This is a genomic window from Hungatella sp. SB206 (genome assembly GCF_051132295.1).
GTDB classification, from domain to species: Bacteria; Bacillota; Clostridia; order Lachnospirales; family Lachnospiraceae; genus Hungatella; species Hungatella effluvii.
The window spans coordinates 6393875-6407567 of the sequence record NZ_CP096603.1; the positions used below are offsets into that span (position 1 = coordinate 6393875).

The 13693-nt window shown below is 52.0% G+C and carries 15 protein-coding genes and 2 pseudogenes; 1 reads left to right on the plus strand and 16 read right to left on the minus strand.

The window, feature by feature from the left end; genetic code table 11:
- Positions 1-13: 13 nt before the first annotated feature.
- From M1L66_RS28355 to M1L66_RS28365, 3 genes and pseudogenes are all read right to left on the minus strand, one after another.
- A complete protein-coding gene (locus M1L66_RS28355; RefSeq protein WP_002571025.1) occupies positions 14-883 on the minus strand; it encodes a VirB6/TrbL-like conjugal transfer protein, CD1112 family in 870 nt (289 codons plus the stop codon).
- A 66-nt stretch (positions 884-949) separates the two neighbouring features.
- Positions 950-1048: pseudogene (locus tag M1L66_RS28360) on the minus strand (Maff2 family mobile element protein); the annotation flags it as partial.
- Between the two features lie 87 nt (positions 1049-1135).
- Complete coding sequence (locus M1L66_RS28365; protein ID WP_002596236.1) at positions 1136-2752, minus strand: recombinase family protein; 1617 nt, start codon at positions 2750-2752, stop codon at positions 1136-1138.
- A 225-nt stretch (positions 2753-2977) separates the two neighbouring features.
- Between M1L66_RS28365 and M1L66_RS28370 the strand changes: the two genes are divergently transcribed.
- Positions 2978-3178, plus strand: coding sequence for a hypothetical protein (locus M1L66_RS28370; protein ID WP_002596235.1), 201 nt, complete (start codon positions 2978-2980; stop codon positions 3176-3178).
- Positions 3179-3242: 64 nt separating this feature from the next.
- On the opposite strand, the gene M1L66_RS28375 is transcribed toward M1L66_RS28370, so the two are convergent.
- The 13 genes and pseudogenes from M1L66_RS28375 to M1L66_RS28435 form a co-directional block, all read right to left on the minus strand.
- Entirely contained in the window at positions 3243-3437 is a 195-nt protein-coding gene (locus tag M1L66_RS28375) for a transposon-encoded TnpW family protein (RefSeq protein WP_002596234.1), read from the minus strand.
- A 14-nt stretch (positions 3438-3451) separates the two neighbouring features.
- Positions 3452-4294, minus strand: a complete 843-nt coding sequence (locus M1L66_RS28380; protein ID WP_002596233.1) for an ATP-binding protein — start codon at positions 4292-4294, stop codon at positions 3452-3454.
- The gene (locus M1L66_RS28385; protein WP_087325174.1) at positions 4291-5025 is read right to left on the minus strand and encodes a replication initiator protein A; all 735 of its coding nucleotides are present in this window, start codon (positions 5023-5025) and stop codon (positions 4291-4293) included. Before M1L66_RS28385 ends, M1L66_RS28380 begins: the two co-directional genes overlap by 4 nt.
- A 132-nt stretch (positions 5026-5157) precedes the next feature.
- Positions 5158-5544 carry a cysteine-rich VLP domain-containing protein gene (locus tag M1L66_RS28390; protein WP_002596231.1) on the minus strand — a complete coding sequence of 129 codons (387 nt, stop codon included), beginning with the start codon at positions 5542-5544 and terminating at the stop codon, positions 5158-5160.
- Entirely contained in the window at positions 5534-7159 is a 1626-nt protein-coding gene (locus tag M1L66_RS28395; protein ID WP_002596230.1) for a relaxase/mobilization nuclease domain-containing protein, read from the minus strand. Before M1L66_RS28395 ends, M1L66_RS28390 begins: the two co-directional genes overlap by 11 nt.
- A complete protein-coding gene (locus M1L66_RS28400) occupies positions 7131-7529 on the minus strand; it encodes a plasmid mobilization protein (RefSeq protein WP_002596229.1) in 399 nt (132 codons plus the stop codon). The genes M1L66_RS28395 and M1L66_RS28400 overlap by 29 nt, the downstream gene beginning before the upstream one ends.
- A gap of 497 nt (positions 7530-8026) precedes the next feature.
- Positions 8027-8239 carry a helix-turn-helix domain-containing protein gene (locus M1L66_RS28405; RefSeq protein WP_002586615.1) on the minus strand — a complete coding sequence of 71 codons (213 nt, stop codon included), beginning with the start codon at positions 8237-8239 and terminating at the stop codon, positions 8027-8029.
- Positions 8232-8654, minus strand: coding sequence for a sigma-70 family RNA polymerase sigma factor (locus tag M1L66_RS28410; protein ID WP_002586616.1), 423 nt, complete (start codon positions 8652-8654; stop codon positions 8232-8234). Before M1L66_RS28410 ends, M1L66_RS28405 begins: the two co-directional genes overlap by 8 nt.
- Before the next feature lie 171 nt (positions 8655-8825).
- The gene (locus M1L66_RS28415) at positions 8826-9593 is read right to left on the minus strand and encodes a class I SAM-dependent methyltransferase (protein WP_002586626.1); all 768 of its coding nucleotides are present in this window, start codon (positions 9591-9593) and stop codon (positions 8826-8828) included.
- 50 nt (positions 9594-9643) lie between these two features.
- On the minus strand, positions 9644-11563 hold the full coding sequence (gene tet(W) / locus M1L66_RS28420) for a tetracycline resistance ribosomal protection protein Tet(W) (RefSeq protein ID WP_002586627.1): 1920 nt from the start codon (positions 11561-11563) through the stop codon (positions 9644-9646).
- A 640-nt stretch (positions 11564-12203) separates the two neighbouring features.
- Entirely contained in the window at positions 12204-12344 is a 141-nt protein-coding gene (locus M1L66_RS28425; protein WP_006771834.1) for a Maff2 family mobile element protein, read from the minus strand.
- Positions 12345-12556: 212 nt separating this feature from the next.
- Positions 12557-13372, minus strand: a pseudogene (locus M1L66_RS28430) (VirD4-like conjugal transfer protein, CD1115 family); the annotation flags it as partial.
- A 41-nt stretch (positions 13373-13413) separates the two neighbouring features.
- The gene (locus M1L66_RS28435; RefSeq protein WP_003500132.1) at positions 13414-13572 is read right to left on the minus strand and encodes a transposon-encoded TnpW family protein; all 159 of its coding nucleotides are present in this window, start codon (positions 13570-13572) and stop codon (positions 13414-13416) included.
- Positions 13573-13693 lie beyond the last annotated feature (121 nt).

A 13693-nucleotide genomic window follows, 5' to 3' on the forward strand; every position in this document is an offset into this window, starting at 1 on the left:
AACTCCCTCCTCCTTAATGAGCCTGGAATACAGCTTTTGCAAGGCTTCCGGTCTTAAAGAGGGTAAAGCACAGTAAAACCGTATAGCCCACACAGCTCCAAATCGCCATAATCACATCTTCCTCGGTAGCGATGCCCTGCACCAGTACAGCATAAATCGCCACACAGACAATGATAAGAAATGCCTGGAATCCCAGCGCCAGCAGGGAGCGCAGATAGTTCTGGCCCATGCCGCCCCATTCCTTGCCCATCATGGCAGCCATGGGGATGGGCGCAACGGATGTCACAAGGTAAATTTCTATCATACGGCCATAAATCACGATGAAAATGCAGATATACAGCGCCCACATGGTAACGCCGATAAACATACTCTGGAACCAAAGCCCGAACAGCGGACCCAAATCCATTTCCATCAGCCGGGGTTCCATGTCCGTAAGGACAGAGGAAATATCAATGGCGGCATCCGAAGAAATGATCCCGGATGCCTGTGCCACCACGCTCTGCGCCATATCGAACACGCCCATGACGATATTCCATGTATTCGTGACAAGGAGTATGGCTGCGGCTGACTTGAACACCCACTTGAAAATCATCCAGGTATCCACATCATGCAGGTTGTTTTTATCGGTAATCATCTGGATTAGTTCCAGCGTCATTACAATCGCCAGAATCACACCGGCGATGGGAACCATAATGGAGTTGGAGAGGTTCTGGATCATGTTGAAAATACCGCCGTTCCAGCCCTGCGGTGTTTGCCCAACCTGCACGGATATATCTCCGACCTGCTGGTTTACAGAATCGAACATCCCGGACAGGTTTCCCATAATGCCGCCTACCAGCATTTCCTTGAGCCACTCAGTAAGCGCGTCCAGCAGAAAATCCATACAGTGCGACCTCCTTTCAGCCCCTCCCGATTATTACGGGAGGGGCAAGGATTTTCCAGGGACAGTTTAGACGGTAAACAGACCGGAGAGCAGGGGTACGAGGACCATGCCGACCACGGCGACGCCAGCGCCAGCCATGAGCTGCTTCATGCCTTGGCTTTTTGCTTATGTGTGATAAAGAAGCAATAGAAGTGCAAAAAATTTTGCCGTTCCTATCCGACACTTGGCCATTGTGTCGGATAGGTCGGGCGGTTATTCGGGCAAGTCAATCTTGCCGACAAAGCTGTAATAAATCTCAATGTCCTGCCTGCGGGTGCCGTTCTCATCATAGCTGCACTCATGCACCACAATTTTCTCGATCATTTCCCGCAAGAGAGTGGGGGTCAGTTCTTCAAAGGCAAGGTGCTTGCGGACAATGCCCATAAATTTCTCGGCGTTGACGGTAGCTGCCTGTGACTTGTCCAGTTCGGCTTGCAGGGCGGCGGCTCTCTTTTTCAGCTCCGCTTGCTCGGCTTCGTAGTCAGCCGACAGTTCCATGAAACGCTCATCGCTGATTTTGCCGTTTACATTGTCCTCATACAGCCGCTTGATAATGCGGCTGATTTCAGAAATGCGTTCCTGCGCCTGTTCAAGCTGCTTGATGGCTGCGGCGGTCTTTCGCTTGCCGCCGATCTCGTTCTGCTGGACAAGTAGTTTCACAAACCGGCTCTCATGCTTGGCTGCGTATTCGGTCACTTGCCGGAGATTTGCCAGGACACCAGCGGTCAACAGATCGGTGCGGATAAAGTGCGCCGTACAGTTGCGGGTGCGCTTCTTGTAGCTGCCGCAGATGTAGCAGTCCTGTTTGCGGTCTTTGTTCTGATACCGCTGCTGATACAGCACATGGCCGCAGTCGGCGCAGAACAAAATCCCGGAGAACAGCCCCACTTCATCGTAGCGGTTCGGGCGTTTGCGCTGTTTGCGTAACTCCTGCACCCGTTCCCATGTTTCCTTGTCGATGATCGGCTCATGGTGGTTCTCGAAAATGGCCTGCTTCTCGACGGGGTTCTCTATGCTGTGCTTGACCTTATAAGAAGGCTTTTCCGTTTTGAAGTTCACCAGACATCCGGTGTACTCTCGGTTTTCGAGGATATGAACGACGGTGTTGGTCGCCCATTTGCACTCATAGCCTGGGTGATAACGGCGGGTGCTGCCTGTCCGCTGATATTCCAGCGTCCCCGGCGTGGGGATTTGCTGCTCCGTCAGCATACGGGCAATCTTGGTCGGGCCGTTCCCGGCAAGGCAAAGCTGGTAAATCTGCTGCACCACCGGGGCGGCTTCCTCGTCTATAATAAAATTCTCGTCCTCGTCCATCACATAGCCGTAAACCGGCTTGCTGGTAACAGGCTTGCCGCTCATGCCTTTTGACTTTTTCACTGCCTTGATTTTCTTGCTCGTATCTCTCACCAGCCATTCATTGAACAGATTTCGCAGCGGGGTAAAATCGTTGTCCATGCCCTCGCTGGCACTGTCCACATTATCGTTGACAGCGATAAAACGCACACCCTTTTGAGGGAACAGCATTTCCGTGTAAAACCCTACCTGCAAGTAGTTTCGCCCTAACCGGCTCATGTCCTTGACGATGACCGTACCCACTTTCCCGGCTTCAATGTCCGCAAGCATGGCTTGAAATCCGGGCCGCTGGAAGTTCGCGCCGGAAAAACCGTCGTCGGTGTACCAGCGCAGATTGGTAAAGCCGTTCTGTTTTGCGTAGGTTTCGAGTATCCTTTTTTGGTTCGATATGGAATTACTCTCGCCTTGCAATTCATCCTCGTGGGACAATCTCGGATAAAGGGCGGTAATGAGGTTTTGGGTGGCTTGTCTTAACATAAAATCCTCCGTTTCCGACAGCCAGCCCCACTATTCCGTGGTTTCATTGTACCACGGAACGGCGGGGGCTGTACAGCGGCAAAAGCGTTAAATTTGCTTCTTTACAGCTTTTCAATTTTCCGATTTTTATGGTATGGGTTGTCGTCCCATATTTGCAGTAGAAAAGTTCATAACTCCGTGGTATACTCTGATTTAACAAAAAAATCAGAAGTTAAAGGAGAAAACATGAAGTATACAATAGATGAATTAACCGCGGCCAAAAGGCAAATTGATTCAACTCTGCACAAGCTAAGAGAAACAGTAAAAACATTTGAATCAAAGGATAATTCCGAGCGTTATAAATCACAAATCACATTGGCAAAGAGAAGAATAAAAGCCTTTGAAATTGCAAATTATTTTATAGAGAATGAGATTAAGAATTGCTAAAGCACTTCCGATTTTCGTTCCAGCGGTCATGCTCCCTGGCATGGCCGCTTTTCCATGCCCCGGTTCACGCCGGATAAGTCGGCTCCTGTGTAGCAGCGGCTTCCGCTTCCAGTACCCGCGCCATTTTGTCGGCGGCTGTGGTTGTGGTGTCTTTCTTGAAATAGCCGGACACGACAAGGACGGAATTGCCCATGCGGATTTCCGTCACACAGTCAGGGCGGCGGGTGGTGCGGGTGTCGTGCTGCTTGTTATCTGCCATAGGCAATACTCCTTTCAGTCGGTAATCAGTTTCTTCATGCTCTCCATTTTCCGCTTGGCGGTTTCCTGCCGGAAGTTGTCGCCGGTAAAGCGTACCGGGACGCACATGGAAAGCAGGCGGTCATAAATCCGGGAATGGGCGGTGTCCTCCGGGTTGTGCAGGTCGTCCAGCGTAAGGTTGGTCGTGACGATCAGCGGCTTGCCGCTGCGGTAACGGCTGTCAATCACATTGAACACCTGTTCCAGCCCGTATTCCGTCCCGCGTTCCATGCCGAAGTCGTCAAGGATCAGCAGCGGATAACGACAAAGGCGGGAAATGTACTCGTTGCGCCCCTCAAAGCTGGCGGCAAGGTCATTGAGGATAAGAGCAAAGTTCGTCATGCGGACGGGGATTTCTTTCTCCATGAGGGCGTTTGCGATACAGCCTGCAAGGTAGCTTTTGCCGGTGCCTACGCCGCCCCAGAACAGGCAGCCGATATTGTCTGTCCGCATATCTTCCCAATGCTCCACATACCGGCGGGCAAGCCCGGTCTGCGGGTTCCTGCCGTTGTCGTTCTCGAAAGTCCAGTCCCGCATGGTGGGGTCGGTAAAGCCCCGGCGTTTCAGTTCTTCCACGGTGTCAAGGTGTCTGCGCCGCTTTTCGGCGGCTTCCCGTTCCTCGCGGGCGGTTCTCTGGCAGTCGCACTCTGCCGGGTGGCGGTCGCGCCCGAAGATAGCGGCCTTATCCGGCGCAAAATAGGCTTCTTTCGGCTTGCGGCACTTGCCGCAGTACAGTAAACCGTCCTCGCCGGTGTAGTCCTCCGGCTCCGGGATGGTGGTCGTCATATTCTCCAAAACCGCGTTGATTTCATTCTTCATAAACTCTCGCCCTCCTTGCATGAGTAGTCTGGTATGCCCTTTTTAGGGGCTTCCTTTTTGTCGTTCCCCGCCCATATCCGCAGGGCGGCGGCATAGTTCTGGTAGCTTTTCCCGTTGGCGGCAAGGTAGCGGCTCATTTCCTCGATGAACCGTTCCAGCCTGTCAGGGTACTCTGCCTGCAACTCGTCGTATTCGGTCTGTGACAGAAAAATATTTCCATATCGGCCATAGGGCGCGGACGGCCCCCCACTCACTCCCTTTGTTTGGCTCTCTGTAAGGTTGTTTATAGTAGTTTGGTTAGGGGACGGTTTTCCGACCATCATAAGGTCGGTTTTCTGACCATCAGTAGGACGGTTTTCCGGCTCTATGAGGGGCGGACTTCCGGCCATCAGTTGGTCTGAAAACTGTACCTGTGGCACTGGCGGTACTTTGACATAAAGCCGGTTCGGTGCGGAGAAGCCGCCCCGTTCCCGTTCCAACAGCCCCGCCGTGTCCAGTTCATTAAGCGCCCCCTTGATGGTGGTGCTGCCTTTATCCAGTATTTCTGCTATCTCCGCGATGGGATAGATAATATAAATCCTGCCCTCGTCGTCCAGCCACTTGTTTTTCTGGGAGAGGGTGGAACGGTCTAACAGCAGCGAATACAGCAGCTTGGCGGTCTGTGAAATCTCCATTTTCAGCAGGAAACGGGGATACGGCAGATAGGCGGGCAGCCGCGTGTCTGCCCTGATATAATCAGCGATAGGATCACCTCCCTGTGTTCGGGTTGATTTTGGCGTATTGTCACGCATTAAAACGCCGTTTCCGGGGGAAAAGGATAAATGTATCGCGTACCCTTTGACACCCACGAAAAAAGCCTTGATTTATGCGGGTTTGAAAGGCTCTAAAGCGTGACATCTCTGCCTTTGTTTCCGCTTTCTCTCGGCGGCTTTGATTTTCTTCATGCGCCCGGCGCAGTCGGGGCAGTATTTTCCCCGGTTGGATTTGGGGACAAAGGCCGCCCCGCAGACGGCACACCGTTTCCGGCTTCCCCGGCACAAGAGGGCTGCGGCCAGCTCCCCGTCAAGGGGCAGGACAGCCACACGGAACCAGTGGCACATGAGGGAAAAGGAAATGCTCTGGACGCACACGCAAGGCTCCCCGTCGTCCAATAGCAGGCAGTTCCCCTCATCGTAGTTACAGCACTCATGTACCAGCCGCCGCGCCCGCCGGTGCTGGCGGTAGTCCATGTGGGGCAGGTTATCGCTCATGGCTCTGCTCCTTTCTGCGGTGCGGCTCGTCCCGGCGCAAAATCTGGTCGATGTTCCGCTTGACGGTCTGCAACTCCTTGAACCGCTGTTTCTGTTCGTGATAGGTGTTATACAGGCCGTCTTTCTCGGAGATAAGCTGCTCGATCTCGGCCTGCAACGCTTTCCGGGCGGGCAGCTTGGTAATGCCATGCGCCTTGAAATACCGGGCTGCTGCGTCGGCTATGATAAAATCGCTCTCATGGGCCTGCCGGTATGCGGCGCGGGCTTTCTCGGATTTCTGTGCCCGCAGCCCGTCGCGGGCGGCCTTGGTCTGGGCGTAGGCCAACACCTGCCGCTGCAACTTCTTTTTCCCTTGCAGCTTCGTTTCCAGTGCTTTCAGTTCGCCGCTGGTCTGGCGCATTTTCTGATAGGCGGTGTCAACGGCGGCTTCTAACTGCTCCGGGGAAGTAAAGCCGTATTGCTGGTAGACGGACAGCGTTTTGGCGGCCTGCTTCAGATTGTGTATCTTCGCCCAGCGTTCATAGCCCCGGCCTTTGCCCTCGGCCATTTTCTGCTCAATGTCCACAAGCCGCTGCACTCCGTCCTGTTTCGGGGCGGCTATCTCGGCTCTGGCAACCTGCAAGCGGTCTTTTATGGTGCGTGGGGGATCGGGGGATCTGGCTGGCGCTTCGGCTGCTCTGGCGGCGTTTTGCTCTAAAACGGCAAAGACAGCGGCGCGGTCAAAATCGTCGCCCAGCTTCCGGGCGGTAATTGGCTTTGTCCTGTCCGGCGTGAGGTAGGAAAGCCGCCCCCGGCTCTCCTTGACGGTCACACCCTCCTGCAGCAACAGAGAGGAAAACTCGTCAAAGCTGGCGGCGGTGGCAAGGGCTTTCCGTAGGGTCTGCCGCAGCTTCTCCTTGTTCGTTTCAAACTTGGTCTGCCGGGGCGTGATACTATCGGCAATCATGGGGGCGTTCTGCTTGTCCAGCGCGGCCTGTCCCTTTTTCTGCGCCCAATACTCCCGGTCGGTGACGCGGTTCTTGCTGCCGTTCAAGAGGTCGATTTGATAAAGCCCCTCCCGGTGGCACATCTCCATGACTTCGGATTTGAAGTAGCGCAGGGCAGCGTCGGTACATCGGTGCTTGCAGCCGACTTTCGTATCGGCCGGCCTGTCCATGTAGGGCAGGAACGGCACTTCCTCAATCCGCAGGCTGTTTATGACGATATGCACATGAATGTTGCCGCTGTGGTTATGCCCGTCCGGGTGGGTGCAGACAAGGGCCTGGTGGCCGGGAAAATGCTCTTTACAGAATTGTTCCCCCAACGCCTGCGCCCGGTCTACGGTCAGGCCGTTGTCCGGCCCGTCCCGCGGGTCAAAGCTGATGATGTAGTGGTGGCTTTTCACATCTTCCCGCCGCTGGTTTTTCTGATAGCGGAGATTGGCCCGCATACACGCAACGGCAAAATCCTCCCCGTCGCAGTTCAGCGTGGACAGCCGGTAGTCCTCGCGGGGGATAAGCCTGCCGGTTTCATCAAGGACGGGCTTCATGGTAAACTCGTCATGCTCAAAGAGAAGATATTGCTCGGCGGCTCCGTAGTCGGCGTTTTTAGAGTTGATATGCTTGAGTGTTGCCAACCGCGTCACCTACTTTCTTGAGGACTTCATACTTGAGGACGGCAAGGTCGGATATGGCGGCGCGTACCTCGCCGGAAAGGGTGTTGTAGGGTACGCCGTATTCGTTCAGATACCGGGCAATCTGATTGAGGTTGCCGCCGATCCTGCCGTACTCGGCTGTCAGCTTCCCGACAGCGGAAAGCAACTCGTCATTGACCGACGACACATGGACAACCGGGCGTATGGTCGCCCGCCGTATCGCCTGCCGGAGAAATTCGGACTGGCTGATACCATAGGGCGCAAGCCGCGCTGTGAAGTCGGCATACTCATCTTCGGACAGCCGGGTTTTCACAACGCGGCTGCGGTGGGGCGTGTTGTATTTCTTTCGCATGGTGTGACCTCCTTTCTCGCCCGTAAGGGCGCATGAGCAGGGTTTGGGGAAGGCACTCCCCAACAAGTTTCCCGCGAGGGGCAAAACTGCAGAATTGCGGATTTTGGCACCGTGGTAGAAACTTGCTCTCCGTGACTGCAAACTTTCTCTCACTTCCGTCCGCCACTTTTTTGGAAAACTGCAACCACAAAAGTTTGTTTCTCTTTTTCTGCTACTACTAATCCTGTAAAGGGCATTCCTGCCCGCTTTCGCTAAAATGACACCGGACGCAGTGGTTTCTACCCGGTGTTGGAGAAATCCTTTCTCTTTGCCCTCTACTACGGGTAAATGCTCCAAATGCCAAACACCAGGGCAGAAAAATTCCCTCCTCGCTTACTACTACAACCGGCAGGGGGCAAAATGGCCGGGAGCGGAGCCGGACAACAAAAAAAGCAGTAAATCTTTTTCAAGACTTACTGCTTTCGCTGGCCGCGTCGGTGGCGGCTGGTATTCAGTTTTTATGACTTGTCCGGTGGTTCGTCAAGCCGGAACTTGAATTGACAGTCAATTAACCGCTGCTTTACATAGTCCTCCACCTCGGCGTTGACCTGCCCGTTCACTTTTGAGAAATAGCGGATATATCCGGCGTAGTGGAGCAGGACAGCGTTCACGGCTTCTGGGTCGCCCTCACGGGCTTTGAGGATTGTTTCATAGGGGAGAAGTCTACTCATACCGGCTCACCCCCATTTCTTCGCGTAGCCGCTGCAAGGCAAGCTGGATATGCCGCCCCGCTGTGCTGCGTGACCGGCCAATACACGCGCCGATCACGCGCTGCGGCTGGCGCAGAAAGTAATAGCGCAGGATTTCTTCCCGCGTCTGCTCCGGCAAAACAGAGATCGCGTCGGCAAGGGCGGCGTTGCAGAGCAGGACGGTCTGACCGCAGACGGTAAATGGGTATTCCTCGTCCGGCTCCGACGCGGCAAACTGGACAAACTTCTCGTTCATCAGATAGTCAAGGGAAACTTGCCGTTCCCATTGCCGTTTAAGCTTCAAAATCTTGTCCAAGGCGGCACAGCGGATAACAGTCTTGCAAAAGGCGTTGTACCTGCGCTGGATATATTCTTGATAGGCTATCTGGTCGGTCATGGAAATTCCCCTTTCTGAATAATAGTGCGGGGCGGTGGCACTTCTTGCTGTCGCCCCTTGATTGCCTACCAGCAAAGGCGGGCGGGGCTGTCAACGGCTGCGCATATGCGCCGTTCATCTTGACCGTTGACTGGCTCGGCTGGGTTTGCTATTTACCCGACAAACTTGAATTTATTTTAAGCTATCACGTTTTACCTTCTTAAGCCTTACTATCATTACCATAGGAATTTCTTTGTTGGTTTTAAAACATTCTTCATAAAATCCATCAATGACAAATCCAGCTCTAAAACAAAGGTTAAAAATATCTTGTATGGAACGATGATAATAAATCTGCTCTTTCGGTTGCCCTTCAATCGCTATATCATAGTAACTGTGCGGTGTCATATATTTTTCAGTCAACGTGACAAAACAAGGGTGTTGCGTTGCAAAGACAAAAATTCCGCTTTCCTGCAACAGTTCATAAACAGCCATAAGAAGTGGTTCAATATCCGTAATATCCATAATTGCCATATTAGAAACTGCTTTCGTAAAGGCTCGATTTCTTTTTAATTCTAATATACTTTTTCTATCGGTCGCATCCGCCACACAAAATTCAATTTGTTTTGCATATTGTGATTGCCGTCTTTTAGCCAATTCTATCATTTTTTTGCTGTAATCAAAAGCGACAACCGAAGCGCCTCTTTGTGCAAGATACGAAGAATAATTTCCATTGCCACACGCAATATCCAAAATGTAATCCGCAGGATTAGGAGATAGAAGTTCCGTTACTTTGGGACGCACTACCTCTCTGTGAAATTCATTAGATTCGTCACCCATTGCATTATCCCAAAATTGTGCGTTCTCCTCCCAGATTTTTTTACTTTCCTCTGTTCCCATGTTCTCTCCCACTCCCCAAATTTGCTTTTTTGCTTCCATTAAATCTTCCTTACTATATTCCATTGTTACCCTCCATAACTTCTGATTGTTGCCGTCTTGACGATTATGTATCTTTACATTACCTTCTGAAACATATGGCGCACCTTGTCCAGGCGGCTGTTTGGACGGCGGGGCTGGATGACCGGCTGACCGACAGCGGCCTGATATCCTTTCAGCTCTGTAAGGCATACGCTCCGCCCGTTGGTGTAAAAGGCCAGATCAGTACGGTATGCCTGTATACAGCGGGCGGGAATCTCGCCAGTAAAGACAACTTCATCCTTTTTTACCTGGGCCGTTTCGATGGTGGCACAGTATTTCGGTGCATCATGATAAGCCCTGGAAAGGTATTCCTGGGGCGCATAGAGGATGAAGGAGAGATAAGGTTCCAGCAGCTGCGTCCCCGATTCCTTCAATGCCTGTTCCAATACAATCGGGGCCAATGAGCGGAAGTCCGCCGGCGTGCTGACCGGACTGTAATAAAGCCCGTATTCAAAGCAAATCTTACAGTCCGTTACGTTCCAGCCGAACAAGCCCTGCTCCAGCCCGTAACGGATACCATCCCTGACAGCGTTTTGAAAACTCTGGTTCAAGTATCCCAGCGAAACCCGGCTCTCGTATTGTACACCGGAGCCAAGCGAGAGTGGTGTAACAGACAGTCCTATGGATGCCCAAAACGGGTTGGGCGGCACCTCGATATGGATGGTGTGGCTGGCTGCTTTGAGCGGCCGCTCCATATAAATGACGGAGGGTTCCTTTACCACTGTTTCAAGCTTGTATTTTTCCGACAGCAAAGCGGAAACAACCTCCAACTGCACCCGGCCCAAAAAAGAAAGAATGATCTCATGGGTGATGGAATCCACTTCGCAACGCAAAAGCGGGTCAGTATCCGCAAGTTGCGTAAGAGCGTCCAGCAGCCGTTCTCTTTGCGCTGCCGTTTTCGGCGCAATCGTCGTCCGCAGCATGGGGAGGGGGTCCTCGCGCCACCTTTTACGAGGGAGCCGGGTTTGGTCCCCTAATACATCGTTTAACCTCACGCTGTCGCTGGGAAGGATAACAATTTCACCCTGATAAGCGGTGTCTGTCCGAACAATTTCCCCTTTGGATGGAATACGCATCTCTGTGATTTTCAGCTTTTCTCTCCCGGCCAGGGCCACCGTATCCCGCAGGCGCAGCGTTCCGCTGTATAACCGTAGATAGACACGCCGCTGGCCGCAATCGGTGTACTCAACCTTGAAAACGCTGCCGCATAGGGCGGCGCCCCCCTGTTCCCCAATCGGTTGGAACAGCCCTGTCACCGCATCCATCAACGGTTGAATGCCAAGGCCATTTTTGGCGCTGCCATGATAGACTGGGAACAGGGAGGCGTCTTGAACCCGCTGCTGTTCCTCCCGCGCAAGTTTTTCCCGGCTGATTGGTTCTCCTGCGATATACTTTTCCAATAATTCATCGTTATTTTCGATGACCGCATCCCATGCTTCTATGTCGGTATTTTCCTCCAGGACTATTTCCGGGGACAGCGACACCGTCTGCTTGATGATAATATCGGCGGAGAGCTTATCCCGAACAGACTGAACCACGCTCTGCAAATCAACGCCAGCCTGGTCGATCTTGTTGATAAAGATAACGGTGGGAATGTTCATTTTCCGCAGGGCATGGAACAGAATACGGGTCTGGGCCTGCACGCCATCTTTAGCGGAGATCACCAAGATGGCCCCATCTAAAACAGCCAAAGAGCGGTACACCTCCGCCAAAAAATCCATGTGGCCGGGCGTATCCACAATGTTAACTTTACATCTGTGCCACTGGAAGGAAGTGACTGCCGCTTGAATGGTAATCCCACGCTGCCGCTCCAAAAACATGGTGTCCGTCCTCGTTGTCCCTTTTTCGACGCTCCCCGGTTCTGAAATGGCTCCGCTGGCATATAGCAGGCTCTCCGTCAAGGTCGTCTTTCCAGCGTCTACATGGGCAAGAATTCCAATATTGATTATTTTCATGTGATTGTCCTCCCTTTACAGCCCCAAAGGGCATAAAAATCCCCAGCAGTAAAATACTTTTACCACTGGGGATTATAAGTTGCGGACATACACATATACAGCATACACCTGTTTGTGATTGCTGTTTTTGGGGATATGTCAAAATTGATAAGGCAAAAGTATTCTTAAATTGGGTACAAAAAACTAAGCCCCTACAAAAGGAGCTATCATAATCCTTTGTTCCCACTATTTGATTATAGTTTTATTTAAGAATACCTTGCCGCATATTTTTTACTCCTTTTCTGGATTAAATCATTGTATCACATCAGTTTTAGGAAAGCAAGTACCTAAAAGAAATTTTTCTTCCCCTTATATGTAACAATCATACCGGCTTCCTAGCGTTCAGAATGTTTTCTGCTGTCTGCTGTGGTGTTTGGTTGGAATTGTCCAACCAAAAGCCGATCCGTGGTGTTGTCTGCATTTTACTAAATACAAATTCAATGTATACAGAAAGATATAAGGAGTGGGAGGGATTCCGCCGTAGTTGGCATTGTAGGAAAATCCAAAAGTTTAGATTTTCCCACAATGCTTATCTTTTGGTCTTTGGTTCGGAATAGTGTAGTGCTGGCGGTCTATCTCTTGTTTTCGGTTGCTTGCTTCCTTACCGTACATGAGCATTAGCGCCGGGATTGTCATTTCCGTAACCTTCCAGCAGGTTGATGACACCCCAGATGCCGAGACCAGCGCCCAGAGCGATAACGAGAGTCTGCAAAACGGTGATTGCCTGATTAAAAAATGCCATAAATTATAGTTAGCCGGAATCGTTTTGATAAAGTTTCAGTCATTCATAGGCATACAAAAGCCGGACAATCCGCCGCCCGGTTTCCGGGGGCTGATTCCGGCTGTCCTCCTTTTTTCATTATTTTTTGGTGACTGTCCGCCTTGTACGCCAATGGTCCCAAAAGGGCAGTTGCGGCGAATAGATAAGACCACTCCTTTCACAGCGGAACAGATTTAAGCACCCTCTGTATCTACTTCGTACACGTCGCAGACCTCATTGGGCTTGAGCTTCAGCCGGGTGGACAGAAATGCTTCAATGTCAAAAGCGTTCTTGTCGCTTGCATCGGCTGTGTATTTGAAATTGGGGTGTTTGGTGATGTCGTACTTATCCGAAAGGAAAGGGCGCACACCGCGCAGCTGAAGGATGCACTTGCCGCCGTCCATGACGGCCAGCTCGTCCTGGCTCATCAGCTCTTTCCCTAATTTTTGATAATTGAGCGAGTGGGAAGTTTCCCGCCCACGGCTCTCTCCGGTGTTGTAGGTGTCGATGGTTTCCTTGCCCAGCACGGCAGCCAGTTCCTTGAGGGTAGTCGGCTCCTTGCCGCCCAGGAAAATGGAGGTATCCATATTGCCGATGATGGTATCGGCGTTGTCCTTGTAAATGGCTTTGAGCTGGCTTTGCGCCTGCAACACCAGACAAGCGGAGATCTCACGGCTTCGGATGGTGGCCACCAGCTTTTCCAGTTTGGGAATCTGGCCGATGTTGGCGCACTCGTCGATAAGACAGCGCACATGGACCGGAAGTCTGCCGCCGTAAACATCATCCGCTTTTTCACACAGCAGGTTGAACAGCTGGGTGTAGCACATGGAGATCAAAAAGTTAAAGCTATCGTCCGTGTCGCTCATAATGAGGAACAGGGCGGTTTTCCTGTCTCCCAGGGTGTCCAGCTCCAGCTCGTCGTAGGAAGTGACCTCCCGCAGCTCCGCAATGTCGAACACAGCAAGGCGCGCACCGCAGGAAATCAGGATGGATTTTGCGGTTTTGCCAGAGACGAAAAGTCAAGGACTTTTTCATCAAATTCACAAAGAAGTCACATTCTGCGGACTTCTTCACGGAGCAGACGCTTGATTTTGTCCTCCATCGTTTCTTTTGCGGTCTGGCTGAAATGCACACGGACGATATAGGTTGTCTTGCCGATCTGCTTTCTGACAGTAGGGCAAGTGGCGGTGTTGGTTGCGGTATTGTTCATTCAAAATCCTCCTGTAAATGAAAAATGCCCGGTGACTGTTCATCATCGGGCGGTGTCGGTATGAGGGAACAAGGCAAGGCGGCAGCATTAAGGTATCTATAAAAACCTTGCCGTCTTTGCC

Bases quoted from the DNA above. Each gene is read 5' to 3' on its own strand.
- M1L66_RS28355 (WP_002571025.1), bottom strand. From the start codon at position 883: ATGGATTTTCTGCTGGACGCGCTTACTGAGTGGCTCAAGGAAATGCTG.
- M1L66_RS28365 (WP_002596236.1), bottom strand. From the start codon at position 2,752: ATGTTAAGACAAGCCACCCAAAACCTCATTACCGCCCTTTATCCGAGA.
- M1L66_RS28370 (WP_002596235.1), top strand. From the start codon at position 2,978: ATGAAGTATACAATAGATGAATTAACCGCGGCCAAAAGGCAAATTGAT.
- M1L66_RS28375 (WP_002596234.1), bottom strand. From the start codon at position 3,437: ATGGCAGATAACAAGCAGCACGACACCCGCACCACCCGCCGCCCTGAC.
- M1L66_RS28380 (WP_002596233.1), bottom strand. From the start codon at position 4,294: ATGAAGAATGAAATCAACGCGGTTTTGGAGAATATGACGACCACCATC.
- M1L66_RS28390 (WP_002596231.1), bottom strand. From the start codon at position 5,544: ATGAGCGATAACCTGCCCCACATGGACTACCGCCAGCACCGGCGGGCG.
- M1L66_RS28400 (WP_002596229.1), bottom strand. From the start codon at position 7,529: ATGCGAAAGAAATACAACACGCCCCACCGCAGCCGCGTTGTGAAAACC.
- M1L66_RS28405 (WP_002586615.1), bottom strand. From the start codon at position 8,239: ATGAGTAGACTTCTCCCCTATGAAACAATCCTCAAAGCCCGTGAGGGC.
- M1L66_RS28410 (WP_002586616.1), bottom strand. From the start codon at position 8,654: ATGACCGACCAGATAGCCTATCAAGAATATATCCAGCGCAGGTACAAC.
- M1L66_RS28415 (WP_002586626.1), bottom strand. From the start codon at position 9,593: ATGGAATATAGTAAGGAAGATTTAATGGAAGCAAAAAAGCAAATTTGG.
- M1L66_RS28425 (WP_006771834.1), bottom strand. From the start codon at position 12,344: ATGGCATTTTTTAATCAGGCAATCACCGTTTTGCAGACTCTCGTTATC.
- M1L66_RS28435 (WP_003500132.1), bottom strand. From the start codon at position 13,572: ATGAACAATACCGCAACCAACACCGCCACTTGCCCTACTGTCAGAAAG.